20 protein-coding genes and 1 tRNA gene are annotated in these 25,480 nt (G+C 68.3%); 10 read left to right on the top strand and 11 right to left on the bottom strand.

What is annotated here, in order from left to right; translation table 11 throughout:
- Positions 1 to 86: 86 nt before the first annotated feature.
- The 7 genes from lon to AC1RVY_RS08840 all read right to left on the bottom strand — a co-directional run bounded on the left by lon (position 87) and on the right by AC1RVY_RS08840 (position 10,708).
- Positions 87 to 2,519 carry an endopeptidase La gene (gene lon / locus AC1RVY_RS08870; RefSeq protein ID WP_218294105.1) on the bottom strand — a complete coding sequence of 811 codons (2,433 nt, stop codon included), beginning with the start codon at positions 2,517 to 2,519 and terminating at the stop codon, positions 87 to 89.
- Between the two features lie 126 nt (positions 2,520 to 2,645).
- Positions 2,646 to 3,911 carry an ATP-dependent Clp protease ATP-binding subunit ClpX gene (clpX, locus tag AC1RVY_RS08865; protein WP_492806273.1) on the bottom strand — a complete coding sequence of 422 codons (1,266 nt, stop codon included), beginning with the start codon at positions 3,909 to 3,911 and terminating at the stop codon, positions 2,646 to 2,648.
- Positions 3,912 to 4,013: 102 nt separating this feature from the next.
- Entirely contained in the window at positions 4,014 to 4,622 is a 609-nt protein-coding gene (gene clpP, locus AC1RVY_RS08860) for an ATP-dependent Clp endopeptidase proteolytic subunit ClpP (RefSeq protein ID WP_304505098.1), read from the bottom strand.
- A gap of 128 nt (positions 4,623 to 4,750) precedes the next feature.
- A complete protein-coding gene (gene tig, locus AC1RVY_RS08855) occupies positions 4,751 to 6,064 on the bottom strand; it encodes a trigger factor (RefSeq protein ID WP_218294103.1) in 1,314 nt (437 codons plus the stop codon).
- 75 nt (positions 6,065 to 6,139) lie between these two features.
- Positions 6,140 to 6,226 (bottom strand) — tRNA-Leu (locus AC1RVY_RS08850).
- Between the two features lie 91 nt (positions 6,227 to 6,317).
- Positions 6,318 to 9,500: an efflux RND transporter permease subunit gene (locus AC1RVY_RS08845; RefSeq protein ID WP_218340777.1), complete on the bottom strand. Its 3,183-nt coding sequence runs from the start codon at positions 9,498 to 9,500 to the stop codon at positions 6,318 to 6,320.
- A gap of 8 nt (positions 9,501 to 9,508) precedes the next feature.
- The gene (locus tag AC1RVY_RS08840) at positions 9,509 to 10,708 is read right to left on the bottom strand and encodes an efflux RND transporter periplasmic adaptor subunit (RefSeq protein ID WP_492806270.1); all 1,200 of its coding nucleotides are present in this window, start codon (positions 10,706 to 10,708) and stop codon (positions 9,509 to 9,511) included.
- A gap of 117 nt (positions 10,709 to 10,825) precedes the next feature.
- On the opposite strand from AC1RVY_RS08840, the gene hpnC reads away from it, so the two are divergent.
- Positions 10,826 to 11,764, top strand: coding sequence for a squalene synthase HpnC (hpnC, locus tag AC1RVY_RS08835; RefSeq protein WP_218340775.1), 939 nt, complete (start codon positions 10,826 to 10,828; stop codon positions 11,762 to 11,764).
- Positions 11,765 to 11,776: 12 nt separating this feature from the next.
- On the opposite strand, the gene AC1RVY_RS08830 is transcribed toward hpnC, so the two are convergent.
- Positions 11,777 to 12,748, bottom strand: coding sequence for a LysR substrate-binding domain-containing protein (locus AC1RVY_RS08830; protein ID WP_492806268.1), 972 nt, complete (start codon positions 12,746 to 12,748; stop codon positions 11,777 to 11,779).
- Positions 12,749 to 13,020: 272 nt separating this feature from the next.
- On the opposite strand from AC1RVY_RS08830, the gene AC1RVY_RS08825 reads away from it, so the two are divergent.
- The 9 genes from AC1RVY_RS08825 (at position 13,021) to AC1RVY_RS08785 (ending at position 22,763) form a co-directional block, all read left to right on the top strand.
- The gene (locus tag AC1RVY_RS08825; RefSeq protein ID WP_492806266.1) at positions 13,021 to 13,392 is read left to right on the top strand and encodes a hypothetical protein; all 372 of its coding nucleotides are present in this window, start codon (positions 13,021 to 13,023) and stop codon (positions 13,390 to 13,392) included.
- A 363-nt stretch (positions 13,393 to 13,755) separates the two neighbouring features.
- A complete protein-coding gene (locus tag AC1RVY_RS08820; RefSeq protein WP_369642156.1) occupies positions 13,756 to 15,156 on the top strand; it encodes an L-serine ammonia-lyase in 1,401 nt (466 codons plus the stop codon).
- A 132-nt stretch (positions 15,157 to 15,288) separates the two neighbouring features.
- Complete coding sequence (gene hpnD, locus AC1RVY_RS08815; RefSeq protein ID WP_218340771.1) at positions 15,289 to 16,128, top strand: presqualene diphosphate synthase HpnD; 840 nt, start codon at positions 15,289 to 15,291, stop codon at positions 16,126 to 16,128.
- Between the two features lie 19 nt (positions 16,129 to 16,147).
- Entirely contained in the window at positions 16,148 to 17,467 is a 1,320-nt protein-coding gene (gene hpnE / locus AC1RVY_RS08810) for a hydroxysqualene dehydroxylase HpnE (protein ID WP_492806263.1), read from the top strand.
- Positions 17,468 to 17,590: 123 nt separating this feature from the next.
- Positions 17,591 to 18,619 carry a Bug family tripartite tricarboxylate transporter substrate binding protein gene (locus AC1RVY_RS08805; protein WP_492806261.1) on the top strand — a complete coding sequence of 343 codons (1,029 nt, stop codon included), beginning with the start codon at positions 17,591 to 17,593 and terminating at the stop codon, positions 18,617 to 18,619.
- A gap of 161 nt (positions 18,620 to 18,780) precedes the next feature.
- Positions 18,781 to 19,449 (top strand): response regulator, encoded by a 669-nt coding sequence (locus tag AC1RVY_RS08800; protein WP_218294094.1) that lies wholly within the window; start codon positions 18,781 to 18,783, stop codon positions 19,447 to 19,449.
- 2 nt (positions 19,450 to 19,451) lie between these two features.
- Positions 19,452 to 20,849, top strand: coding sequence for a sensor histidine kinase (locus AC1RVY_RS08795; protein WP_218294093.1), 1,398 nt, complete (start codon positions 19,452 to 19,454; stop codon positions 20,847 to 20,849).
- A 23-nt stretch (positions 20,850 to 20,872) separates the two neighbouring features.
- Complete coding sequence (locus AC1RVY_RS08790) at positions 20,873 to 21,919, top strand: Bug family tripartite tricarboxylate transporter substrate binding protein (protein ID WP_492806259.1); 1,047 nt, start codon at positions 20,873 to 20,875, stop codon at positions 21,917 to 21,919.
- A gap of 139 nt (positions 21,920 to 22,058) precedes the next feature.
- Positions 22,059 to 22,763: a DUF899 family protein gene (locus AC1RVY_RS08785; protein WP_369642152.1), complete on the top strand. Its 705-nt coding sequence runs from the start codon at positions 22,059 to 22,061 to the stop codon at positions 22,761 to 22,763.
- Positions 22,764 to 22,814: 51 nt separating this feature from the next.
- On the opposite strand, the gene AC1RVY_RS08780 is transcribed toward AC1RVY_RS08785, so the two are convergent.
- The 3 genes from AC1RVY_RS08780 to AC1RVY_RS08770 form a co-directional block, all read right to left on the bottom strand.
- Complete coding sequence (locus AC1RVY_RS08780) at positions 22,815 to 24,323, bottom strand: M14 family metallopeptidase (protein WP_492806257.1); 1,509 nt, start codon at positions 24,321 to 24,323, stop codon at positions 22,815 to 22,817.
- A 75-nt stretch (positions 24,324 to 24,398) separates the two neighbouring features.
- Entirely contained in the window at positions 24,399 to 24,611 is a 213-nt protein-coding gene (locus AC1RVY_RS08775; RefSeq protein WP_044402495.1) for a DUF2788 domain-containing protein, read from the bottom strand.
- Positions 24,608 to 25,453 (bottom strand): DUF2189 domain-containing protein, encoded by an 846-nt coding sequence (locus tag AC1RVY_RS08770; protein WP_492806255.1) that lies wholly within the window; start codon positions 25,451 to 25,453, stop codon positions 24,608 to 24,610. The genes AC1RVY_RS08775 and AC1RVY_RS08770 overlap by 4 nt, the downstream gene beginning before the upstream one ends.
- Between the last annotated feature and the right edge of the window lie 27 nt (positions 25,454 to 25,480).

Genomic DNA, 25,480 nt, shown 5'->3' with positions numbered 1-25,480 from the left:
TTTTACCGAAGCCTCACATTGTACAACGTTTGCTGCGATGGAATGAATTGTAGCGCATTTTTTGAAGCATCCCAAAAACTTTTTCTTCAATGCTTCAAGCCATCCGTGGCAGCGGCCGAGCCCGCGCTCTTCTCCGCCGCAGCAGCGGCCACCACGGCCACCTCCTCGTCCGTCAGGGGCACGGGCTTGGTTTCCAGCGCGATCTCGAGCACCTTGTCGATCCAGCGCACGGGCACGATCTCCAGGCCGCTCTTCACGTTGTCCGGGATCTCGGCCAGGTCCTTGACGTTCTCTTCGGGGATCAGCACCGTCTTGATGCCGCCACGCAGGGCCGCCAGCAGCTTTTCCTTGAGCCCTCCGATGGCCGTGACCTCGCCCCGCAGCGTGATCTCGCCCGTCATCGCGACGTCGCCACGCACGGGAATGCCCGTGAGCGCCGAAACGAACGCGGTGGTCATCGCGGCACCCGCACTCGGGCCGTCCTTGGGCGTCGCGCCGTCCGGCACGTGGATGTGGATGTCGCGCTTCTCGAAGGCCTCGTCCTTGATGCCCAGGATGCGCGAGCGGCTTCGCACCACCGTGCGGGCAGCCTCGACCGATTCCTTCATCACATCGCCCAGCGAACCGGTGCGCGTGATCACGCCCTTGCCGGGCATCGCCGCGGCCTCGATGGTCAGCAGGTCGCCACCCACCTCGGTCCATGCCAGGCCGACCACCTGGCCCACCTGGTTCTGCGCCTCGGCACGGCCGTAGGTGTACTTGCGCACGCCCAGGAAGTCGGGCAGGTTGTCGGCGGTGACGATGACCTTCGGCTCGAGCTTCTTGAGCTGCAGGCCCTTGACCACCTTGCGGCAGATCTTGGACAGCTCGCGCTCGAGCGACCGCACGCCGGCCTCCCGCGTGTAGTAGCGCACCATGTCGCGCACGGCGGGCTCGGTGATCTCGAGCTCCTCGTCTTTCACGCCATTGTTCTTGAGCTGCTTGGGCAGCAGGTACTTCATGGCGATGCTGGTCTTCTCGTCCTCGGTGTAACCCGACAGGCGGATCACTTCCATGCGGTCGAGCAGGGCCGGCGGGATGTTCATCGAGTTCGACGTGGCGACGAACATCACGTCGGAGAGGTCGAAGTCCACCTCGACGTAGTGGTCGCCGAAGGTGTGGTTCTGCTCGGGGTCCAGCACCTCCAGCAGCGCGCTCGAGGGGTCGCCCCGGAAGTCGGTACCGAGCTTGTCGATCTCGTCGAGCAGGAACAGCGGATTGCGCGTGCCCACCTTCGAGAGGCTCTGCAGCACCTTGCCCGGCAGCGCGCCGATGTAGGTGCGGCGGTGCCCGCGGATCTCGGCCTCGTCGCGCATGCCACCCAGGGCCATGCGCACGTACTTGCGGCCGGTGGCCTTGGCGATGGACTGGCCCAGGGAGGTCTTGCCCACGCCAGGAGGTCCCACCAGACACAGGATGGGCGCCTTCACCTTGTCCACGCGCTGCTGCACCGCGAGGTATTCAAGGATGCGGTCCTTGACCTTGTCCAGGCCGAAATGGTCTTCGTTGAGCACGCCCTCGGCATTGACCAGGTCGTGCTTGATCTTGGTCTTCTTGCTCCAGGGGAGCGCCGTGAGCACGTCGATGTAGTTGCGCACCACGGTGGCCTCGGCCGACATGGGCGACATGAGCTTGAGTTTCTTCAGCTCGGCGTCGGCCTTCTTGCGCGCCTCGGCGGGCATCTTGGCGAGCTTGATCTTCTTCTCGATCTCCTCGATGTCCGCGCCTTCGTCGCCTTCGCCCAGTTCCTTCTGGATCGCCTTGACCTGCTCGTTGAGATAGAAGTCGCGCTGGTTCTTCTCCATCTGGCGCTTCACGCGCCCACGGATCTTCTTGTCGACGTTCAGGATGTCGACTTCGCGGTCAAGCTGCTCGAACAGGTTTTCCAGCCGCGCCTTCACGTCGGCGAGATCCAGCACGACCTGCTTGTTTTCGAGTTTGAGCGGCAGGTGGGCCGCAATGGTGTCGGCCAGGCGGCCGGGGTCGTCGATGCTGGAGATCGAGGTCAGGATCTCTGGCGGAATCTTCTTGTTGAGTTTGACGTACTGGTCGAACTGCTGCATCACCGCACGGCGCAGGGCTTCGATTTCGCTCGGCTTGTTGGCCTCGGGCGTGGCTTCGACCGGCGTCACGGTGGCCGTGAAATGGGTTTCGGCATCCTCGATGGAGGCCACCATGGCACGCTGCTGGCCTTCGACCAGCACCTTCACCGTGCCATCGGGCAGCTTGAGCATCTGCAGGATGGTGGAGACGCAGCCCACGTCGAACATGTCCGACACGGAAGGCTCATCCTTGGCCGCGGCCTTCTGGGCGACCAGCATGATGCGGCGATCCGCCTCCATGGCCATCTCGAGCGCCTTGATGCTCTTGGGACGGCCCACGAACAGCGGGATGACCATATGGGGAAACACCACCACGTCGCGCAGGGGCAACAGCGGCAGGTCAATGGGGGTGGCTGGCAGGGGGGTGTGTCCGGACATGGAAATCCTCAAAGTGCTCTGTGGAAGTTGGTCCACATGTGGGGATTTTCAACCCTGGCGCGCAGCCGCACTGCCGCCAGGGTTGATGGTTCAAGGGGCGGCAACAAGGCGCCCGCTCCGGGCATTTCAGGCCTTTTTGGCCGCTTCGCGGTAAACGAGCAGCGGCGGCTTGTTTTCTTCGATGGTGGACTCATCCACCACCACCTTTTCGACATTGCTGGTGTTGGGCAGGTCGAACATCGTTCCGATCAGCGATTGCTCCAGGATGGAGCGCAGGCCGCGCGCGCCAGTTTTTCTGGCCAGCGCCTTGCGGGCAATGGCCTTCAGCGCGGCGGGGCGGATCTCCAGATCCACGCCTTCCATGGCCAGGAGCTTGCTGTACTGCTTGACCAGCGCATTCTTCGGCTCGGTCAGGATCTGCACCAGCGCGTCCTCGCTCAGCTCGGCCAGGGCCGTCACCACGGGCATGCGGCCCACCAGCTCGGGGATCAGGCCGAACTTGATCAGGTCTTCCGGCTCGATCTCGGTGAACACCTCGGTCAGCGAACGCTGCTTCTTGCTCTTGACCGATGCGCCGAAGCCGATGCCGGATGCTTCGGTGCGGCTCTCGATGACCTTCTCCAGGCCCGCGAACGCGCCCCCGCAGATGAACAGGATGTTGGTCGTGTCGATCTGCAGGAAGTCCTGGTTCGGGTGCTTGCGCCCGCCCTGGGGCGGCACGCTGGCCATCGTGCCTTCGATGAGCTTGAGCAGCGCCTGCTGCACGCCCTCGCCCGACACGTCGCGCGTGATGCTGGGGTTGTCCGACTTGCGCGAGATCTTGTCGATCTCGTCGATGTAGACGATGCCGCGCTGCGCGCGCTCCACTTCGTAGTTACAGCTTTGCAGCAGCTTCTGGACGATGTTCTCCACATCCTCGCCCACGTAGCCGGCTTCCGTCAGCGTGGTGGCGTCGGCCATCACGAAGGGCACGTCCAGCATGCGAGCCAGGGTCTGCGCCAGCAGCGTCTTGCCCGAACCCGTGGGCCCGATCAGCAGGATGTTGCTCTTGGACAGCTCCACCTCGTCCTTGTGGGCCTTGTCCTTGTGGCGCAAGCGCTTGTAGTGGTTGTACACCGCGACCGCCAGCGTGCGCTTGGCCACATCCTGGCCAATCACATAGTTGTCGAGATTGGTCTTGATCTCCACCGGCGTGGGCAAATCGGCGCGGCCTTCGCGCGCCAGGTCACCGGCCGGGAGCTCGTCGCGGATGATCTCGTTGCACAGGTCAATGCACTCGTCGCAGATAAAGACCGACGGGCCAGCGATCAGCTTCTTCACTTCATGCTGGCTCTTGCCGCAAAAAGAGCAGTAAAGGGTTTTTTCGCTGGAAGAGCCTTTTTTCTCGGCCATGGGGGCAATGCCTTGCTTGTTACGGAAAGTTGTCGGGATGATAACCAAATAAAAAACGGCGTCTTCCCTCAGGGAAAACGCCGCCGCGCGACCCTGTGGCTATCAGGAGCGCTTGCTGATCACCTGGTCGACCAGGCCGTATTCCTTGGACTCGTCGGCCGACAGGAAATAGTCGCGCTCGGTGTCGCGCTGGATCTTCTCCAGCGGCTGGCCCGTGCGCTCGGCCAGGATCTTGTTCAGTTGCTCGCGCGTCTTGAGGATCTCGCGCGCATGGATCTCGATCTCGGTCGCCTGGCCCTGCATGCCGCCCAGCGGCTGGTGGATCATGACTTTCGAGTTGGGCAGCGCAAAGCGCTTGCCCTTGGCGCCCGCCGCCAGCAGGAAGGCACCCATGCTGGCCGCCATGCCCGTGCACAGGGTCGACACATCGGGCTTGACGAAATTCATGGTGTCGAAGATCGCCATGCCGGCGCTCACCGAACCGCCCGGGGAGTTGATGTAGAACGAAATGTCCTTGTCGGGGTTTTCGCTCTCCAGGAACAGCAGCTGCGCCACCACGAGATTGGCGGTCTGGTCGTTGACCGGCCCCACCAGAAAAATCACACGCTCCTTGAGCAGGCGCGAGTAGATGTCATAGGACCGTTCGCCACGGCCCGACTGCTCGATGACCATGGGGACCATGCCCAGGCCTTGTGTTTCCAATGCGCTCATGTTTTCTCCAGACAAGCAGGTACTGTACCCAGAAATGAATTGGGGCTTGTGCACGAAAGCACAAGCCCCTGTATGTGTCGGCAACAACCGGGCAGTTCGGTAACCGACAAGCCGCCCGGCCAGGCCTATCAGCCTTGTTGGGCCATCAGTTCGTCGAACGACACGGACTTTTCGACCACTTTGGCCTTGCCCAGCACGAATTCGGTCACATTGTTCTCGATCACGACCGCTTCGACTTCCGCCAGGCGCTGGCGGTCACCGAAGTACCAGCGCACCACGTCCTCGGGCTTCTCATAGCTGGCGGCCAGCTCGTCGATGTGGGCCTTGAGCTGCTCGGGCTTGGCCTGCAGTTCGTTGGCACGCACCAGTTCGGCCAGCACCAGGCCCAGGCGCACGCGGCGCTCTGCCTGGGGACGGAACACGTCTTCAGGGATTTCGGCCTTGTCGGCGTCCTTGATGCCGCGCTGCTTGAGTTCTGCACGGGCGCCTTCGAGCAGGCGGGCGATTTCAGCCTGCACGCTGGAATTGGGCAGGTCCAGTTCGGCCTTGGACACGAGAGCGTCCATCACGGCCTGCTTGTTGCGGGCCAGCAGGCGGAACTTGACTTCGCGCTCCAGGTTCTTCTTGATGTCGGCGCGCAGGCCCTCCACGGAGCCATCGGCGATGCCCAGCGACTTGGCCAGGGCGTCATTCACTTCGGGCAGGTGGGCCGCTTCGATCTTCTTGACCGTGACGAGGAAGTCCGCCGTCTTGCCGGCCACGTCCTTGCCGTGGTATTCCGCAGGGAATGCCAGGGGGAAGGTCTTGCTTTCGCCCGACTTCATGCCACGCACGGCTTCCTCGAACTCCTTGAGCATCTGGCCTTCGCCGACCAGGAACTGGAAGTCTTCGGCCTTGCCGCCTTCAAAGGGCTCGCCGTCGATCTTGCCTTCGAAGTCGACCGTCACGCGGTCGCCGTCTTGCGCGGCGGCTTCGAGCGCGCGCTGCGCAAAGCTGCGGCGCTGCTTGCGCAGGATGTCGATGGTCTTGTCGATGGCCGCATCGGTCACTTCGGCCGACAGCTTTTCGACTTCCGCGTCCGCCAGATCGGCGATCTTGACTTCAGGGAACACTTCGAAGATGGCGTCGAAGGTCATCTGGCCCTCGGGAGCGCCGTCCTTCTCGGAGATGCGGGGCTGGCCGGCGACACGCAGGTTGGCTTCGTTGGCGGCCACGGCGAAGGCTTCACCGACCTTGTCGTTGAGCACTTCGTACTGCACCGAGTAGCCGTAGCGCTGGGCCACCACGTTCATGGGCACCTTGCCGGGACGGAAACCGTCCATCTTGACCGTGCGGGCCAGGCGCTTCAAGCGCGTGTCGACTTCGGACTGGATCAGGGTGACGGGCACGCTCAGCGTGATCTTGCGCTCGAGCTTCTCAAGGGTTTCAACAGTAACGGCCATGGCTATTCCTCTTATGAATGTGGATCGTGCTGGCTGCAGCGCAGCGGCGCCGTGTTCCGCAAAGTCTCACATGGGTGGTGCGCGGGGGGGGACTCGAACCCCCACACCATTGCTGGCGTCAGGACCTAAACCTGGTGCGTCTACCAATTTCGCCACCCGCGCGGTTCTACAACAAACAAACAGGCGGCACGAACTGCCGCCTGTGTGAAATCGGTCAACCTTCTATTTTACCCTGATGCGGGCAGGGTGGGAATCAAACCCCTCCAAGGACCTCCGGCGCCGGCCTTTTGACACGGAACCAGGCAGCATACATCGCGGGCAGCGCCAGCAGCGTGAGCACGGTGGCCACCACCAGCCCGCCCATGATGGCCACAGCCATCGGCCCCCAGAACACGCTGCGCGACAGCGGGATCATGGCCAGCACCGCGGCCGCGGCCGTGAGCACGATGGGGCGCAGGCGGCGCACGGCGGATTCGACGATCGCATCCCACGCCGGCACGCCCCGCGCGCGGTCCTGCTCGATCTGGTCGATCAGGATCACCGAGTTGCGCTGGATCATGCCCATGAGCGCGATCACGCCGAGCAGCGCCACGAAGCCGAAGGGGCGGTTGAGCAGCAGCAAGGCCGCCGCCACGCCCGCCAGCCCGAGCGGCCCGGTCAGGAACACCAGCATCGCGCGGCTGAAGCTGTGCAGTTGCAGCATGAGCAAGGTGAAGGTGATGAACAGCATGACCGGAATGCCCGCCGCGATCGATGCCGAGCCCTTGGAGCTTTCCTCCACGGCACCCGCCACCTCGATGCGGTAGCCGGCCTGCCCCGCGGCACGCCACTTCGCCTCGATCTCCTTGAGGGCAGGCAGCAACGCCGCCGTCACCGTGGCGCCCTGCAGGCCCTCGGTCACATCGCCCTGCACCGTGATGGCGTAGTCGCGGTTCTCGCGCCACATCACGCCCGGCTCCCAGGTGAACACCGGCTTGGCGATCTGCGTGAGCGGAATCGACTTGCCCGACGCCGTGGGCAGATAGGCATTGGCGATGTCGGTGATCGCGTTGCGCTCCTCCTGCGGCTGGCGCAGCAGGATGTCGATGAGCTTGTCGCCCTCGCGGAACTGGCCCACCTGCGTGCCCGACAGGATGGTCTTGGAGGCCTGTGCGATGGACTGGCTGGTCACGCCCAGGGCGCGCGCCTTGGCCTGGTCCACTTCCAGGCGCAGCACCTTCACGGACTCGTTCCAGTTGTCGTTCACGCCGCGCATGTCGGGGTTCTGGCGCAGCTGGGCTTTCACCTCGTCCGCGCGCTCACGCAGCACCAGCGGATCGGGGCCCACCACGCGGAACTGCACGGGGTACGGCACGGGCGGCCCGTTGGGCAGCAGCTTCACCCGGCCGCGCACCTCCGGAAACTCCTGCGCCAGCAGCGCCGGCAATTTCACGCGCAGCGATTCGCGCACCTTCAGGTCCTGCGGCAGCACGATGAACTGCGACACATTGCTTTGCGGGAACACCTGGTCCAGCGGCAGGTAAAAGCGCGGCACGCCCGACCCCACCCAGGTGCTCACGGAGCTGACCCCAGGCTCGGAGAGCAGGCGCTGCTCCACCCGCTTGGTGACTTCTTCGTTGCCCGCGAACGAGGTGCCCTCGGGGAACCAGATGTCCACCAGGATCTCCGGGCGGCTCGAATCCGGGAAGAACTGCTGCTGCACCTTGCCCATGCCGGCGATGCCCAGCGCGAAGGTGAGCACCGTGGCGCCGATGGTGAGCCAGCGGTGCTGCACGCACCAGTCCACCAGGCGGCGGAAGGTGCGGTAGAACGGACTGTCAAACACCTCGTGGGGATCGTCCGTGATGCCTTGGCTGGCCTGCGCGGCCAGCACGTGGGGCGGCACCTTGAGCAGCAGCGTGCCCAGGTATGGCACGAAGTACACTGACACGATCCAGCTGAGCACCAGCGCGATCACCGTCACGGCAAAGATCGCGAACGTGTATTCGCCCGTGGTGGACTTGGCCAGGCCGATGGGCAGGAAACCCGCCGCCGTGATCAACGTGCCCGTGAGCATGGGCATGGCCGTGATCTCGTAGGCGAAGGTGGCGGCACGCACCTTGTCGTAGCCCTCCTCGAGCTTGAGCACCATCATCTCGACCGCGATGATCGCGTCGTCCACCAGCAGGCCCAGCGCGATGATGAGCGAGCCCAGCGAAATCTTGTGCAGGCCGATGCCCCAGTACCACATGGCCAGGAAGGTCACGGCCAGCACCATCGGGATGGTGATGCCCACGACCAGACCGGGGCGCGGGTCGATGTACCAGCGCTTCCACAGCGGATTCTTGCCGGGGCGCCTGTGGAAACCCAGCGCGATGAAGCTCACCGCCAGCACGATGACCACCGCCTCGATCAGCACCTTGACGAACTCGTTCACCGAGGTCGCCACGGCCTTGGGCTGGTCCTGCACGTTGACGAGCCTGACGCCCGCCGGGAGGGTGCTGCCAATGCGGTCGGTGGCCGTGTGCAGTGCCTTGCCCAGCGCGATGATGTCCCCGCCCTTGGCCATGGACACCCCGAGCGCGATCACTTCCTGCCCCTGGTGGCGCACCTTCACGGAGGCCGGGTCCACATAGCCGCGCTTGACCTCGGCGATGTCCGAGAGACGCAGCTGCGCGCCCGACGGCCCGCGGATCGGCATGGCGCCCAGGTCTTCGACGGCATTGAACTGCCCTTGCACGCGCACCTGCACCTGGTCCTGCGGCGTCTGGATGGCGCCCGCGCTTTCCACCGCATTCTGCTGGCCCAGCTGGGCCAGCACCTGGTTCATGTCCAGGCCCAGCTGCGACAGGCGCTTTTGCGAGATTTCGATGAAGAGCTTCTCGTCCTGCACGCCGAAGAGTTCGACCTTGGCCACGTCAGGCACGCGCAGCAGCTGCTGGCGCGCGTCGTCGGCGAACTGTTTGAGTTCGGCATAGCTGAAGCCCTCGGACTCCAGCGCGTAGATCACGCCGTACACATCACCGAAGTCGTCGTTGAAGAACGGTCCCTGGATGCCCTGCGGCAGGGTGTAGCGCATGTCGCCCACCTTCTTGCGCACGCTGTACCAGACGTTGGCCACCTCGCTGCCCTTGGAGGAGTCCTTGATCTGGAAGATGATCTGCGACTCGCCCGGCTTGGAGTAGCTGCGGATCTTGTCCGCATAGGGCACTTCCTGCAGGGTGCGCTCGATCTTGTCGGTGACCTGCTCGGCCACCTGCTGCGCCGTGGCGCCAGGCCAGTAGGTGCGCACCACCATGGCACGGAAGGTGAACGGCGGGTCTTCGTCCTGCCCGAGCTGGAAGTAGGCCGCGAAGCCCAGCAGCATCAGCACCACCATCAGGTAGCGCGTGAGGGCGGGATGGTCGAGCGCCCACTTGGAGAGGTTGAACCCCTCTTTGGGTTGTACTTGCGTCATGGCCGGCCTCAGTTGGCAGTGGAAGCCGCGGGCGCCACAGCAGCGGCGGCAGGATTTGATACTGAATTTATAGCTTTTTGCGCTTTACCGGCGGGCGCCGAGGCCACTTTTGGCTGATAAACCAGCACCTTCTGCCCGGGTGAGAGCACGTGCACACCCGTGGCCACCACCTGCATGCCGGGCGTGAGGCCCGCGGCCACCACGGCCTCGTTGCCATCGGCCGTGGCGATCTGCACCACCTGCGACTTCACGGTGCTGCTGGCCGCGTCGTACACCCACACGGCCGTGGACTGGCCCTCCTGGCGCAAGGCACTGGTGGGCAGCTTGATCGCCTGGATGCCAGCGTGGCTCAACGCCTTGGGCGTCACATACACCGTGGAGCCCAGCGCGGGCGCGTCGGCGCTGTCGATGGCCACCTTCACCTGGTAGGTGCGGGTGGCGGCGTCGGCACTGGCCGCGACTTCGCGCACGCGCCCCGCCAGGGGGGCGCCGCCCGACCAGCCGCGCACCGCCACCTCGGAGCCTTGGGCAATCTGCGCCACCTTGTCTTCCGGCACCGCGAACACCACGTCGCGGGGGCCGTCCTGCGCGATGCGCACCACGGGCGTGCCCGCGGACACCACCTGGCCCGGTTCGGCATCGATGCCCGTCACCACTCCCGACACGTCGGCCACCAGCGTGGTGTAGGCCGCCTGGTTGCCCTGCGACGACAGCTGCGCGCGGGCCTGGTCCAGCGTGGCCTGCGCAGCCTTGAGCGTGGCATCGCGGCGCTCGAGCTCGGCGCCGCTGATGAAGTTCTGGTCCTTCAGGGCCTGGTAGCGCTTGTAGTCGGCGGCCGCCAGATCGCGCTGCGTGGTCGCCGATGCGAGTTGCGCGCGCGCGGCGTCGGCAGCCAGCTGGTAGTCCTTGGGGTCCAGCTGCGCCAGCACCTGGCCGGCCCGCACATGCTGGCCCAGTTCGGCCTGGCGCTGCACGATCTTGCCGGCCACGCGGAAACCCAGGCGCGATTCCACGCGCGCCCGCACCTCGCCCGAATACTCCAGGCTCGATTGCAGCGCGCCCACGCCCACCGTCAGCAGCTTCACGGAGCGCACGGGCTCCTCGGGCGGAGCGGGGCGCGAACAGGCGGCCAGCAGGGCCGCCGTGGCCAGCACCAGCAGGTACCTGGAATGCCGTTGAAAGGGCCGCGAAGCGGAAGGTGTGCGCATGGAAAATCCGGTGAGTAAAAAAGGGCCGCAAGGAGCTGCGGGCAAACGCAGGCACGGGCCAGCCTCCTTGTCCCTGTCGAAGATTATTCTGATTACTGACTGACCGGTTAGTAATCTATGAGAAGCCTCCCGCCTTGTCAAGCGACAATCCCGGGTGTGAACGACCGATCCAGCCCCCCTTCTCCAACCGCCCCCACGCCGCCGCCGGCCACCCCGGTGGCCGCGCCGCCCGTGACCCACTACGAGAATTTCCCCGTGGCATCGCTGCTGTGCCCGCCGCGCCTGCGCCAGCCCATCGCAGCCATCTATGGCTTTGCCCGCACCGCCGACGACATCGCGGACGAAGGCGATGCCCCGGCCGCCAGCCGCCTGGCGGACCTGGCCGCATACCACGCCGATCTGCAAGCCATCGCCCAGGGCCGGCCCCCGTCGCCCCGCTGGGCCGGCGTCTTCCTGCCCCTGCAAGGGGTGCTGCGCAGCCACCAGCTGCCCCTGCCGCTGCTGCAGGACCTGCTCAGCGCCTTCGTGCAGGACGTGGAGAAAACCCGCGACGCCGAGGGCTACGCCGACCGCAGTGAGCTGCTGGACTATTGCCGCCGCTCGGCCAACCCGGTGGGCCGCCTGCTGCTGCATCTGTATGGCGTGACGGATGCCAAGGCGCTGCAGGAGAGCGATGCCATCTGCACCGCGCTGCAGCTGATCAACTTCTGGCAGGACCTGAGCGTGGACATCCCCCGAGGACGCCACTACCTGCCGCGCGCCGACTGCGCGGGCCACGGCGCCGGCCAGGCCGAACTGCTGGCGCTGCAAAGCACACCCGAAAACGCCCGCCTGATCACCAACTGCGCGCGCTGGGCGCGCGCCACCATGCGCAGCGGCGCCCCCCTGGTCCACCGTCTGCCCGGCCGTGCGGGCTGGGAGCTGCGGCTGGTGGTGCAAGGCGGCCTGCGCATTCTCGACAAGGTGGACGGGCTCCAGGGCGGTAGCCTGCACACCCGCCCCCGGCTGCACGCCTGGGACTGGTGCGTGATGCTCTGGCGGGCAGTGGCGATGTGAGTCAACGCGCTTTCAGGCCACCGCCAGCCACGCGCAGAACGCAACCGACACCGGGTCGTCCGCCGCGCGCGCGGGCCGCAGCCAGTAGTAGTTCTTCTCGCCCGACAGGCGCTGGGCAAACGGCATGACCAGCAGGCCGCCCGCGAGCGCATCGTTCAGGAATCGGGGGTTGCCCAGCGCCACGCCCAGACCCTGGATGGCGGCTTGCACGCTCAGGTGCGCGTGGTCGAACACCAGGTCGCCCGCAGGCTGCAGGCCTGGCGCGCCCGCCTCTTCCAGCCACCGCTGCCAGGCCACCGGCGTGGACCGGCTGTGCAGCAGGGTGTGCCGCGCCAGCCCCTGCGGCGACTCCATCGCCCCATCGCCCGCCAGCAGGGCCGGGCTGCACACCGGGGTGAGCTTGTCGGGGATGAAGGGCCCCAGCGCCACGTCCCGCCAGCCCGCGCGCGCGGGCAGCGCCGCCAGCTCGCTGTCGGCGAAGCAGCGGATCGACACGTCGTACTGGGCGGGCTCGAAATCCAGGTGGCCCAGCGTGGTGACCAGCTGCACGTCCAGCCCCGGCATCTGTGCGCAAAAACCCGCCAGCCGCGGGATCAGCCACTGCGAGGCCAGCGTGGACGTGGCATTCACCACCAGCGTGCCGCGCCGGGTGAGCCGCTCGATGCCCGCCGTGGATTGCGCCATCAGATCCAGTGCGCGGGTGAGCCCGGGCAACAGCGCCGCGCCCGCGGTGGTGAGCGCCAGCCTACGGCCTTCGCGCGCCACCAGGGCCACGCCCAGCCAGGACTCCAGGGCCTTGATCTGGTGGCTCACGGCGCTCTGCGTCACGCTCATTTCGCGGGCCGCATGGGTCACGCTCAGCAGGCGCCCTGCCGCCTCGAACGCACGCAGCATGTTCAGCGGCGGCAGGCGGCGTGCGCCGTTGCCCCCGCCCGGACCGGCGGGCGGCAGGCCGGCACCGCTTTTTCCATGAGCTGAATTCATGATTGGACGAAATATTGTCGATAGTTACAGGCTGGCGTGCTCCGTACGATCACCGGCATGCATCGAAACCCACCTGCGGACTGGATAGATTTACTCATTATGTGCCGGGTGTGCACGGCACCGGTGGCCGTGCCCTGCCGTCCGCCCTCGCCAGCGCCCTGGCGCAGAGGCTACGCCCGGTGGTTCTTCGCGCCATGGGCCGCCTCCCAGGCCGCGAGGGCGCTGTCCGCGAGCGGGCTGCAACCGGGGCACCTCCGCAGCGAAGGCCCCGCATGACGGCGGGACATGCCGCGCGGGCCCTGTGCGTGGGGGTATGGCATGCACGCACCACGCTCTCCATCCGCGTGGCCTGCACGGCCTCTGATTCACCGCCCGGCGGGCGGGAGAACGACCATGTTCAGTTCATGCAGGTGCTCGCGGCGGCCGAGCGCCTGCTGCGCGAAGCCGGCGCCGATCCCCGGAGCATCCTGTCGTGCGACGTGTTCGTGCGCGGCCCCGCCGCCCGGGCCGCCGTGCTGGCGGTGCTGCGCCCACGGGCCGCGCGCTGGCCCACACTCCCCCGCATCACGCCGCATCCTTCGCCGTGCACACCCCAGGCCACGGTGTCCCTCGCACTCGTGGCGGCCCGGCCCACCCCACTGTAAGAAACATTCATGGGTGACAAGCCGCGCCATGCGGCCTGGTGGGAGCGGCCAGAGCGATACGGCAAAAGCGCCGCTACCGCTTTTGCCCGTTCAATATTTTGCTATCAATATTGAATTTCAGCACGTGCAACGCCGCGCAGGGTGATGGACCCGGGGCCCCGCTCATCAGGGATTACGCGTGTGCCGGCCGGCGCCTGCACGGTTAGCCTCGCGCCCACTGCGGGCACCAAGAGAACCGGCAGTGCGAAAGATGCTGTTGCCTCGAGAACAGCGATGGCGCCACCCGCGCCATCGCTGCTTTCCATGGACCAGGGCCCCAGGGGTTCCACGCATCCCCAAAACCTACCCGGTATGCCACACACCATGTCCGTCAGCGTTTTCGACCTCTTCAAGATCGGCATCGGCCCGTCCAGCTCCCACACCGTGGGGCCCATGATCGCGGCGCGGCAGTTTGCCTGCCACCTGCGGGATGGCGTGGGGCTGGCCGCCGTGCACGGTGTCACGGTGGAGCTGTTCGGGTCGCTGTCGGCCACGGGCGTGGGCCACGGCACCGACAAGGCCGTGCTGCTGGGCCTGGCCGGGTACGAGCCCGACCACATCGACCCGGACCGCATCGCCCCCGCCATTGCCGAGATCCGCGGCCGCCAGTCGCTGGCCCTGCTGGGCGAGCGCGCCATTGCCTTTGTGGAAAAAGACCATCTGCTGTTCAGGCGCAGGAGCCTGCCGCTGCACCCCAACGGGCTGTGCCTGCATGCCTTTGACGCACAGGGCCGGGAAATTGCCCAGCGCGAGTACTACTCGGTGGGTGGCGGCTTCGTGACCGACGCCTCGGGGGAGCGCGTGCTCAATCTGGCAGCCACCTGCGGGGCCGATGCCGCGGGCCACGCCCGGGGCCTGCCCTACCCCTTTCGCACCGGGGCCGAGCTGCTGGCCCAATGCCAGGCCAGCGGCCTCACACCGGCCCAGCTCATGGCCGCCAACGAAGAGCATTGGCGCAGCGCCGGCGAGGTGCGGCGCCAGCTCATGGCGATCTGGCGGACCATGGCGGCCGCCGTGCAGCGCGGCTGCGCCAGCACCGGCCACCTGCCCGGCCCCATGCAGGTGCGCCGCCGCGCGGCCGAACTGCACAAGAGCCTGAGCGGATCGCCCGAGGCCGCCCTGCGCGACCCGCTGTCCATGCTGGACTGGGTGAACCTGTATGCCATGGCCGTCAACGAGGAAAACGCCGCTGGCGGCCGCGTGGTGACCGCCCCCACCAACGGCGCCGCCGGCGTGATACCGGCCGTGCTGCACTACTACGTGAACTTTCTTCCAGGCGCGAACGAGGACGGCATCGCCACCTTCCTGCTCACCGCCGGCGCCATCGGCATCATCTACAAGGAGAACGCCTCGCTCTCGGGCGCCGAGGTCGGCTGCCAGGGCGAGGTGGGCGTGGCCTGCTCCATGGCCGCCGGCGCGCTGGCCGCCGTGATGGGTGGCAGCCCCGAGCAGATCGAGAACGCCGCAGAGATCGGCATGGAACACAACCTCGGGATGACCTGCGACCCCGTGGGCGGCCTGGTGCAGATTCCCTGCATCGAGCGCAACGCCATGGGCGCCATCAAGGCCATCAACGCCGCCCGCATGGCGCTGCGCGGCGACGGCCAGCACGTGGTCTCGCTCGACAAGGTCATCAAGACCATGATGCAGACCGGCGCGGACATGAAGGTCAAATACAAGGAGACCTCGCGCGGCGGGCTGGCGGTGAACGTGGTCGAATGCTGAGGCGCCACCGCGCCGCCCCATCGCTATCAAAAAAGTAGCGACTCGCGCTGGATGGAAGAGCGCCAGGGGCCAAAAGCGCGCCAAACCGCGGATCCCCGCCGCGCGGGGTGCGCCATGGGACAATTCCGCCCCATGACACCGCAGCAGTACGTACAGCAAAAAGCCGTGGCCTCGGGCAGCAGCTTCTATTACGCCTTTCTCTTCCTGCCCGCGCCGCGCCGCGCGGCCATCACGGCGTTCTATGCGTTCTGCCGCGAGGTGGATGACGTGGTCGATGAGGTCAGCGACCCCGGCGTGGCGCGCACCAAGCTGGCCTGGTGGCAGGCCGAAGTGGCCAAGGCCTATGCCGGCCAGCCCACCCACCCCGTGATGCTGGCGCTGATGCCGCACACCGCCGAATACGGCATCGAGCAGCGCCACCTGCAGGCCGTCATCGATGGCTGCCAGATGGACCTGGAGCAGACGCGCTACCTCGACTTCGCGGGCCTCAAGGGCTACTGCCACCTGGTGGCCGGCATCGTGGGCGAGGTCACGGCGCGCATCTTCGGCCAGACCGACGGGCGCACCACGCAGTACGCCCACACGCTGGGCCTGGCCTTCCAGCTCACCAACATCATCCGCGACGTGGGCGAGGACGCCATGCTGGGCCGCATCTATCTGCCCGTGAGCGAGCTGCAGCAGTTCGACGTGAAGGCGCACGAGATCCTCAAGCGCACCTACTCCGACCGCTTCACCGCGCTCATGCGCTTCCAGGCCGAGCGCGCGCACCGCCTGTACGACGAGGCGTTTGCCCTTTTGCCCGATGCCGACCGCCGCGCGCAGAAACCCGGCCTGATGATGGCCAGCATCTACCGCACGCTGCTGCGCGAGATCGAGCACGAGAACTTCCAGGTGCTGCACCAGCGCATCCGCCTCACGCCGCTGCGCAAGTTCTGGCTGGCGTGGAAGGTGCAGGCGCTCGGACGGATGTAGCGGCCGTGCGGCAGCATCCATGAAAGTCGCCGTCATCGGCGCGGGCTGGGCCGGCATGGCCGCAGCCATCGCGCACGCCCAGGCGGGCCGCGAGGTCACGGTGTTCGAAGCCGCCCGCACCGTGGGCGGCCGGGCGCGTGCCGTGCCCGCCACGCTGCCGGGGGGCGAGGTGGTCACGCTCGACAACGGCCAGCACATCCTCATCGGCGCCTACGCCGAAAGCCTGCGCCTGATGCGCCTGGTGGGGGTGGACGCCAGCACCGCGCTGCTGCGCCTGCCGCTCACGCTGCAGTTTCCGGATGGCCAGGGACTGCGGCTGCCCGACCTGCCGCCCCCACTGGATGCCTTGCTGGGCATCGCGCGCGCCAGGGGCTGGAGCTGGCGCGACAAGCTGGCCCTGCTGCGCACGGCCACCGCCTGGCAGATCAGGGGATTCCGCTGCGCGCCCACGACCTCGGTGGCCGACCTGTGCGCGCCGCTCACGCCCCGCCTCATGGCAGAGTTCATCGACCCGCTGTGTGTGTCGGCCCTCAACACCCCGGCGCACCAGGCCAGCGGCCAGGTGTTTCTGCGCGTGCTGCGGGACAGCCTGTTCAGCGGGCGCGGCGGCTCCAACCTGCTGCTGCCGCGCGCCGACCTGGGCGCGCTTTTTCCCGAGCCTGCGGCGCGCTGGCTGCAGGCGCAGGGCCGCCACCAGGTGCTCACCGGCCAGCGCGTGCAGCGGCTGCAGCCGCAGCACGCCGGGCGCTGGCAGGTCGTCGGCGCCGCCGGTGCGCCGGGCACCACGGACAATGCACCGGAGGTGTTCGACCACGTGACCCTCGCATGCCCTTCGTGGGAGGCCAGCCGGCTCGTGGCGGGTGTGGCCGGCATGGCGGGGCTGGCCAGTGCCGGCCGGTGGAGCGCCCTGGCCGGCGCCCTGCACTTCGAGGCCATCACCACCGTCTATGCCCACGGGGCGGGTGCGCGCCTGGCCCAGCCCATGCTGGCGCTGCGCAGCGCCCCGGACAGCCCCGCGCAGTTCGTGTTCGACCGTGGCCAGCTGGACGGCAACCAGGGCCTGCTCGCGTTCGTGGTGAGCGCCAGCGAAGGCGAGCGCACCCACATCGAACAGCAGGTGCTGCGGCAAGCCGCCGCGCAGTTGGGCATCGGCTCCCTGTCGCCCGTACAGACGGTGGTGGAAAAACGCGCCACCTTTGCCTGCACGCCCGGCCTTGCACGCCCCGGCATGCAGGTGCTGCCCGGGCTCTCGGCCTGCGGTGACTATGTGGACGGCCCCTACCCCGCCACGCTGGAAGGGGCGGTGCTCAGCGGTACCGCGGTGGCCGCGCTCCCCTGACCCGGCGCTCGGGCGCCCTGGCCGCGCCCCCGGGAAAACCCCAGGCCGACTGACAGCATTCCGAAAGCACGCGGCGCGCACCATGGCGGCTGTCACGCCTTGATGGCTTTCACGGAGACAAGCATGCCTACAGACACCCCCCATTCCCACACCCCCCATTCCCACACCCTCCACCCCAACCGCCGCCACCTGCTCGGTGCCGGCGGCGCCCTGGCGCTGGGCGGCCTGCTGCCCGCATCGGTGTCGGCACAGGCCGCATGGCCTTCCAAGTCGGTGCGTTTCGTCGTGCCCTTCGCGCCGGGCGGCAGCTCCGAGATCGTCGCCCGCTCCACCGCCGCCGAGCTGACCAAGACGCTGGGCCAGAGCGTGTTCGTGGACAACAAGCCCGGTGCGGCCGGCAACATCGCCATGCAGGAGGTGGCGCGCGCCGACGACCAGCACACGCTGATCCTGGGCCACATCGGCACGCTCGCCGTGAACCCGTACATCTTCGACAAGCTGCCCTACGACGCCAACAAGGACTTCAAGCCCGTGAGCCTGCTGGCCAAGGTGCCCAGCCTGTACGTCGTGCACCCCGACGTGCCGGCCAAGAACCTCAAGGAATTCATCGCCTACGCCAAGAAGAACCCCGCCAAGCTCAGTTACGGCTCGGCGGGCAACGGCAGCGCCGGCCACCTGGCCTTCGAGTACCTGAAGATGACGGCCGAGATCTTCATGCTGCACGTGCCCTACCGCGGCACCGGCCCCATGATGACCGACCTGCTCTCGGGCCGGCTTGACGCCGCTTCCGTGGGCGCCGCCGCCATGCTGCCCTTCATCAAGTCGGGCAAGGTGCGCTGCATCGCCACGGGATCGACCCAGCGCCTGCCCCAGTTGCCCGATGTGCCCACCGTGGCCGAGCAGGGCTTCCCGGGTTTCGAGATGACACAGTGGTACGGCATGCTGGCCCCGGCCAGCCTCACGCAGGAGCACCTGGACAAGCTGGCCGCCGAAACCATGAAGGCCGTCAAGGCGCCGGAATCGCTCAAGCGCCTGAGCGGTGATGCGGCCGAAGCCATCGGCGGCACGCCGGCGCAGTTCGCGCAGTTCATCGCCTCCGAACAGGCGCGCTGGCAGAAGGTGCTCAAGCGCGCGCAGGTCAAGCCGGATTAGGAAGCCCCCTGAGTCGCTTCGCGTCTTCCCCCCAGAGGGGGACGCCACCCGTGGCCTAGCAAAGCCAGTTCCACGGTGGCGCTGGCGGGGCGCGCCAGGCCTGCGGCCCGGGCGCACGTGCCTCGGCGATGGCACTGCACAACAGCATTAGCATCCCCTCCATGCGCATCCTTCTGGCCGAAGACGAACACAGCCTGGGCACCTGGCTCAGCCGCGCGCTGGAGCACGCGGGCATCCAGGTGGAATGGGTGAATGACGGCCGCCTGGCCGACCGATCGCTGCAGCAGCACGACAACTACGACGCACTGGTCCTGGACCTGGGCCTGCCGGGCCTAGACGGTCACGCGGTGCTGCAGCGCCTGCGCGACCGCGACCAGCGCCTGCCCACGCTGATCCTCACCGCGCGCGATTCGCTGGACGAGCGCGTGCGGCTGCTCAATGCCGGGGCGGACGACTTCCTGGCCAAGCCGTTCGAGCTGGCCGAGCTGGAGGCGCGCCTGCACGCCCTGGTGCGCCGCGCGCGCGGCACCGACCACCCGCGCCTGGCATGTGGCCCGCTGGCGTACGACAGCGCGCGCAGGCAATTCGTGCTGCAGGGCGAACCCCTGGCGCTGTCGCCGCGCGAGCAGGCCGTGCTGCGCGTGCTGGTGCAGCGCAGCGGCGAGCCGTTCTCCAAGCAGCAGATCCTGGAGCGCGTGTTCTCCGACGATGACGACGTGCACCCCGAGGCCGTGGAAGTGTTCGTGCACCGCCTGCGCAAGCGGCTCGACGGCAGCGGCGTGCGCATCGTCACGCTGCGCGGCCTGGGCTACGCACTGGAATCGCACTGAACATGGGCCTGGCCGCACGCCTGCGCCGTGCCAGCCTGTGGCGGCTGCTGGCGTGCCTGCTGCTGCCGCTGCTGGCCGTGGTGACGGGCGTGGAGCTGTGGATGACCCGGCACGACGCGCTGGAGGCCGCCAACGCGGCCTACGACCGCTCGCTGCTGGGCGCGCTCAAGTCCATCGATGCCAACATCTCCACCGCCTCGGGCGGGCTCTCGGCCGAGCTGCCCTACAGCATGCTGGAATTCTTCGAGCTCACGGCCAGCGGACACGTGTATTTCCGCGTGGCATCGTCGGATGGACTGGTGGAGCTGGGCAACGCCGACCTGCCCCTGCCGCCCGGGCCGCTGGAGCCCGGTGTGCCGCGCTTCTACGATGCGACCTACTTTGGAGAATCCGTGCGCCTGGCCGCCTACCGCCGCGCGATGGAAGGGCCGCCATCCGCCCCCGGGACAAGCAGCGTGCTGGTGCAGGTGGCGGAAAGCACCCAGTCGCGGCAGGAGTTCACGCGCCGCTTCGTCCGCCGCGCCGCGCTGCGCGATGGCCTGGTGCTGGCGCTCATGGTACTGGGCACGGCGGCCACGCTGGCCCTGGCGCTGCGCCCCCTGGCACGCCTGGCCCGCGAGGTGCAGGCCCGCAGCCCTGACGACATGACACCGGTCGCCGGCGCCGAACTGCCCGCGGACATCCGCCCGCTGGTCACCGCCGTCAACCAGCAGATGGCGCGCACGCAGGACCTGGTGGCGCAGCAGCGCCAGTTCCTCGACGATGCGTCGCACCAGCTGCGCACACACCTCACCACGCTGCAGATGCAGATCGACTACGCACGCCGCGAACCCGACGCGGCCCGGCTTCAGGACACGCTGGCAGCCCTGGGCGGCGAGATCGCGCGCGCCACGCGCAGCACCCAGCAGCTGCTGGCCCTGGGGCGCAGCGACACCGCCGCGGTGGAGTTCGCACCCTGCGACCTGGCCTTGCTGCTGCGCACCGTGGCACTGGAGCTGCTGCCGCAGGCCCGCGCCAAGCAGATCGACTTCGGCATCCACACCGCCACGGCCGAACTGGCCGCCGTGGCGGACAGCGGGCTGCTGCGCGAGGCGCTCACCAACCTGGCGGCCAACGCCATCGCCTACACCCCGGAGCAAGGCACCATCACCGTGTCGGCCGCCGGCGACAGCCTGGGCTGGAGCCTGAGCGTGGAAGACAACGGCCCGGGCCTCCCGCCCGAAGAGCGCGACGCCCTGGGCCACCGCTACCGGCGCGGCTCGCAGGCCGTGGCGGGCGGCTCGGGCCTGGGCCTGGCCATCGCCCGGTCGATCGCGGAACGCCACCGGGGCCGGCTGCGGCTGGAGGCCCGCGCCGGCGGCCCCGGCCTGCTGGCCATACTCTGGTGGCCCCGGCCATGAAGAACCCGGCCCGCCACACCGCCATGCAACCCCTTGCCCCCCACCCCTCGCGCGAAGACGGCATGGCCACGGCCCCGAGCCGCCGGCAGATGCTGGCAACGCTGGCGGCCTGGGGCGGCGCCCTGCCCGCGCGCGCAGCGGCCGCGGATGCCTCCACCGAGCCCGCGGAATGCGTCGCGCCCTCACGCCCCGGCGGTGGGTTCGACCTGACCTGCGGCCTGGCCGGGCAGGCCCTGCAGGCCGTGCGGCCCGCGCGCACCCCGCTGCGCACCCGCTACCTGCCCGGGGGCATCGGGGCCGTGGCGTTTGACCAGGTGGCCACCGGGCGCCTGGGCGGCCCGGGCACCCTGGTCGCTTTCTCCAGCGGTTCGCTGCTCAACATCGCACAGGGCCGCTTCGGCCCGCATCCGGTGGGCACCGTGCGCTGGATCGCCACGCTGGGCACCGACTACGGCGTGGTGGCCGTGCACCGCGATGCGCCTTACCAGCGCCTGCAGGACGTGGCTGCCGCGCTGCGCAGGGACTCCAACCGCGTGGTGTTTGGCGCCGGCGGCACACTGGGCAGCCAGGACTGGATCAAGGCCGCGCTGCTGGTACGTGCGGCGGGGCAGGACCACAAGCGCATGCGCTTCGTGTCCTTCGAGGGCGGCGGTGAGGCGCTCAAGGCCCTGCGGGGCGGGCACATCGGCATTTTCACCGGCGATGCGGCCGAGGCCCTGCAGGCAGCCGCGCAGGGCGCGCCGCTGCGCGTGCTGGCGGTGCTCTCGCAGGCACGTCTGGGCGGCAGCCTGGCGGGCCTGCCCACGGCACGCGAGCAGGGTCTGGACCTGGTCTGGCCCACGGTGCGCGGCCTGTACATGGCCGCCAGCACGCCCGATGCGGCGGTGCGCGCGTGGACCACCGCGCTGCGGGATGCCTTGGCCGCCCCCGGCTACGCCGCGCTGTGCACGCAGTACGGCCTGTACCCGTTCGCGCTGACGGGCGCGGCGCTCGAAGATTTCGTGCAGCGCAGCCTGGCGGACTACCGGCGCCTGGCGCAGGACCTGGGACTCCGGGTCTGGGCACGCTGAGCCGTCCCGACACGCTCCAGGCGCCCGTGAAGGACTGCGCCTGCACGGGGCCGCAGGTTTTTCCTACCTGCAACCGCCCCCTGTGGCGGCAGAGTGCAAGACCGCGCGCCCACAACCCGCCACGCACTGGAGGAAGCCCATGCCCGCCACACTGAAGCCCGCGGCCGAAATGGCCCGCAACGCGAAGACGCCCTTCCCCGGCGCCTCGGCCGCATACGAAGAGGCCCGCCGCGCGCTGCTGGCCGAGGAGATCGAGTTCCGCCGGCACATGAGCCGCCTGACCGAGCAGCGCCGCGCGCTGCCGCCCGGCCCGGTCATCGCGAAGAACTACCGCTTCCAGGACGAACAGGGGTCCGAGGTCGGGCTGATCGACCTGTTTGGCGACAAGCAAACCCTGGTGGCCTACTTCTGGATGTACGGGCCGCAGCGCGAGCGCCCGTGCCCCATGTGCACGAACTGGCTGGGCGCCGTCCATGGCAACGCGGCCGACATCAAGCAACGGGTCGCGCTCAAGGTCCTGGGCCGCTCGTCGGTGGAGCGGCAGCTCGCGTTTGCGCAGGAGCGGGGTTGGCGCGACCTGAACTTCGTGCAGACCGTGGGGGACGACTACGCCCGCGACCTGGGCATCCTGATGCCCGACGGCAGCGAGTACCCGGCGCTGACCATCTTTCGGCGCGACGGCGACAAGGTGCGCCTGTTCTGGGCCAGCGAGATGGCGCGCGAGATGGCCGACCCCGGGCAGGACCCGCGCGATGCGCCCGACATCGCCGCACTGTGGTCCATCCTGGACCTCACGCCCGAGGGCCGCGGCACCGACTGGTATCCCCGGCTCCGCTACGACTAGGCAGCATCAGGGCATGGGGCGTTTGCATCCCGGCCCGGCCCAGCACCCGCCTCACACCGGCGCCAGCACCCGCCATGCCAGGAATTCATCGCCCGCCACCGGCTCCGGCACGATGCCATTGGCCACCAGGCCATCGTCGCTTTCCGCTTCGCACGCGTACACCGCGATCGCGCCGTGGCGCTGGCCGGTGGGCACCACGCACCAGCCTTGCGGCAACGCGCGCTGCGCCCGGCGGTAGCTTGCCTGCCAGTGCGTGCTGGCCTGCGCCTCCAGGATGGCGGGCCCCGGCACCGCCACGGGCTGCTGCATCACCGGGACTTCTGCATCGAGCAGCGTGCCAGGCGCAACGGCGGCCCGCCGCAAGCCATGGCCCTCCAGCCAGTCGGCCACGGCGGCAGGCACCGCATAGGCCCAGGGCCGCTTCACGGTGGCCACGGGGACGAAGTGCGCGAAATGCGGCACCTGCACGCTGATGGGGGCGCCTTGCAGCGCATAGGGTTCCCGCGTGAGAACCTCCACCGTGGTGCCTGGGATGGGCTGCAATGCATAGCGGATGGCGACCTCGGCGGGCGGCTCGGCACACCCGTCCAGCAGCTGCACGATCTCCGTGCCATGGCCGGCGACGTAGTGCAGTGCCTCGCGCAGCACGGCATACGTCACCGCCACGCGCTCCTTGAAGCTGATGTACGAATAGGCCTCCAGCAGCACGTCGAGCCGATTGGTCAGCCCCCGGTAGTTGCAGCCAAAGCGCGGGTGGTGGGTGTAGGTGATCCAGCCCTGGCCCTGCCCGCCCTCGTCGCGCACGAAGTTGCCATACCAGAAGGTGTCCAGGCCCTCGGTGCGCTTCACCGCGGCCTGCACGGCGGGCATCATGCGTTCGCGCATATAGGCCACGGGCTCGCTGCGGCCCGTGTGCTCGGTGTGGGGAATGTCGTAGGTCAGCGCGAAGCGGTGGATGGAGCCGTTGGTGGCGTGGCAGTCCAGCGTGAGGTGGGGGTTCCAGGGCTGGCACACGCGCGTCTGCAGCAGGCGCATCTCGGGAGCCCGATGGCGCATGTAGTCGCGGTTGAGATTCACCCCCGCCGCATTGTTGCGCGTGCCCACGAGCGCCGGGCCGTCCTGCCCGCGCAGGTGGGCAACGTCCAGCGGGCGGTTGTCTGTGCCCAGCCGGTCATTGCCGTCGGGGTTGAACAGCGGCACCACCACCACGGTGCAGTGCGAGAGCACGTCACCGTGCTCGCCGCGCAGCAGGTCGCGCACCAGCATCAGCGCGGCCTCCTTGCCCTCCACTTCGCCAGCGTGGATGCCGCACAGTATCAGCACCACGGGCAGGCCGCTGGCCTGCGCGGCCTGCGGCGTGAAATGGCCTTGCGCGGACAGCACCAGCAGCGGCAACAGGCGGCCCTCGGGCGATGCGCCGAAGTCCGCGACATGCAATCGGGCATCCCCCAGCGCCGCCAGGCCGCGCACGTACGCCATCACGTCGGCGTGGGTCGATGTCTCGGTGTAGCCGCTGGTTTCAGCGCGGGTGAGCAGGGAGGGGGCGGAAGGCAGGGACATGGGCGAGGCGGTCGGTAGATCGGTCCATCACCTTACCTCACTGCGGCCGTGTCCCGGCGCCGATGCGCTGCGGCCTTACCGCTCCAGCCACCACTGGATCACGACCTTCGCCAGGAACCCGAGGAAGCCCACGCCCAGGCCCAGGAACAGCACGAAGGTGCCAAACCGGCCGGCCTTGGACTCCCAGGCGAGCTGCCCGATGATGAACAGCATGTACAGGATGAACGCGCCCACGCCGTAGGTGAGGAAGAAGCCCGAGATCTGCGCCTCGGTGAAACCGAAGATCACGGCGCCACCCCGCGGTTCTGCGTGGGCGCTGCCGCCCCCCGCCCGGGCAGGCTGGAGGCATCGACCAGATCCCGGTAGGCATGCCAGCTCGCGTGGCCCAGCATGGGCATGACGGCGATCAGCCCCAGCAGCAGCGAGCCCAGGCCCAGCAGCATGAAGCCCAGGATCAGCGCCGCCCAGAACGCCATCGGCAACGGGTTGCCGATCACCGCCTGCCAGCTGGTGAGCACGGCCTGCAGCAAGGTGGCGCGCCGGTCCAGCAGCAGGGGCATGGCCACCACGCTGGAGGCGAAGATCGGCGCCGCCATGAGGCTGCCCAGCGCCAGCCAGATCTCGAACAGCCAGCCCTCGCGGGCCAGTACCACATGGCGCAGGAAATCCAGGGGCGTCTGGATGGGCACGGGCGCCAGCAGCGTGATGAGAGCCGCCGACGTCATGACCCAGCCCGTGGCCGCCAGCGCCAGCAGGGCGCCGAACTGCACCATGCACCAGTAGTCGTTGCCCCATTTGTTGACGTGGCTGTCCTGCCAGTTCAGCCAGGTCTTGAGTACCACGCCCAGGTTCGCGGGCTCGCCACGCTCCAGCGCGCGGCTCAGCGCATACAGGCTGGTGGCCAGCACCGGGGCTATCACCAGAAAGCCCGACAGTGCCCCGGCCAGCAGCCAGAACCTGTGGTGGGCCACCGCGAAGATCGCCGCGCCAAAAAGCGCCAGGGCCAGGCCGTGGGCAAAGCTGATCCAGCCCGCGCGGGCCATGTCGCGCCAGGCCAGGACGAGCCAGGTCATGGGCTGCATGAGGCCGATGGTGCGGATGGCGGGCAAGGCGGGAGGGTTTCTCGGCATGGCCTGCAGTGTGGCCGGATCGGTGAC

The organism is Acidovorax sp. GW821-FHT11A03 (assembly GCF_058809075.1).
This window is presented reverse-complemented; position numbering and strand designations above follow the sequence as displayed.

Bases quoted from the DNA above. Each gene is read 5' to 3' on its own strand.
- lon (WP_218294105.1), bottom strand. From the start codon at position 2,519: ATGTCCGGACACACCCCCCTGCCAGCCACCCCCATTGACCTGCCGCTG.
- clpX (WP_492806273.1), bottom strand. From the start codon at position 3,911: ATGGCCGAGAAAAAAGGCTCTTCCAGCGAAAAAACCCTTTACTGCTCT.
- clpP (WP_304505098.1), bottom strand. From the start codon at position 4,622: ATGAGCGCATTGGAAACACAAGGCCTGGGCATGGTCCCCATGGTCATC.
- tig (WP_218294103.1), bottom strand. From the start codon at position 6,064: ATGGCCGTTACTGTTGAAACCCTTGAGAAGCTCGAGCGCAAGATCACG.
- AC1RVY_RS08845 (WP_218340777.1), bottom strand. From the start codon at position 9,500: ATGACGCAAGTACAACCCAAAGAGGGGTTCAACCTCTCCAAGTGGGCG.
- AC1RVY_RS08840 (WP_492806270.1), bottom strand. From the start codon at position 10,708: ATGCGCACACCTTCCGCTTCGCGGCCCTTTCAACGGCATTCCAGGTAC.
- hpnC (WP_218340775.1), top strand. From the start codon at position 10,826: ATGAGAAGCCTCCCGCCTTGTCAAGCGACAATCCCGGGTGTGAACGAC.
- AC1RVY_RS08830 (WP_492806268.1), bottom strand. From the start codon at position 12,748: ATGAATTCAGCTCATGGAAAAAGCGGTGCCGGCCTGCCGCCCGCCGGT.
- AC1RVY_RS08825 (WP_492806266.1), top strand. From the start codon at position 13,021: ATGACGGCGGGACATGCCGCGCGGGCCCTGTGCGTGGGGGTATGGCAT.
- AC1RVY_RS08820 (WP_369642156.1), top strand. From the start codon at position 13,756: ATGTCCGTCAGCGTTTTCGACCTCTTCAAGATCGGCATCGGCCCGTCC.
- hpnD (WP_218340771.1), top strand. From the start codon at position 15,289: ATGACACCGCAGCAGTACGTACAGCAAAAAGCCGTGGCCTCGGGCAGC.
- hpnE (WP_492806263.1), top strand. From the start codon at position 16,148: ATGAAAGTCGCCGTCATCGGCGCGGGCTGGGCCGGCATGGCCGCAGCC.
- AC1RVY_RS08805 (WP_492806261.1), top strand. From the start codon at position 17,591: ATGCCTACAGACACCCCCCATTCCCACACCCCCCATTCCCACACCCTC.
- AC1RVY_RS08800 (WP_218294094.1), top strand. From the start codon at position 18,781: ATGCGCATCCTTCTGGCCGAAGACGAACACAGCCTGGGCACCTGGCTC.
- AC1RVY_RS08795 (WP_218294093.1), top strand. From the start codon at position 19,452: ATGGGCCTGGCCGCACGCCTGCGCCGTGCCAGCCTGTGGCGGCTGCTG.
- AC1RVY_RS08790 (WP_492806259.1), top strand. From the start codon at position 20,873: ATGCAACCCCTTGCCCCCCACCCCTCGCGCGAAGACGGCATGGCCACG.
- AC1RVY_RS08785 (WP_369642152.1), top strand. From the start codon at position 22,059: ATGCCCGCCACACTGAAGCCCGCGGCCGAAATGGCCCGCAACGCGAAG.
- AC1RVY_RS08780 (WP_492806257.1), bottom strand. From the start codon at position 24,323: ATGTCCCTGCCTTCCGCCCCCTCCCTGCTCACCCGCGCTGAAACCAGC.
- AC1RVY_RS08770 (WP_492806255.1), bottom strand. From the start codon at position 25,453: ATGCCGAGAAACCCTCCCGCCTTGCCCGCCATCCGCACCATCGGCCTC.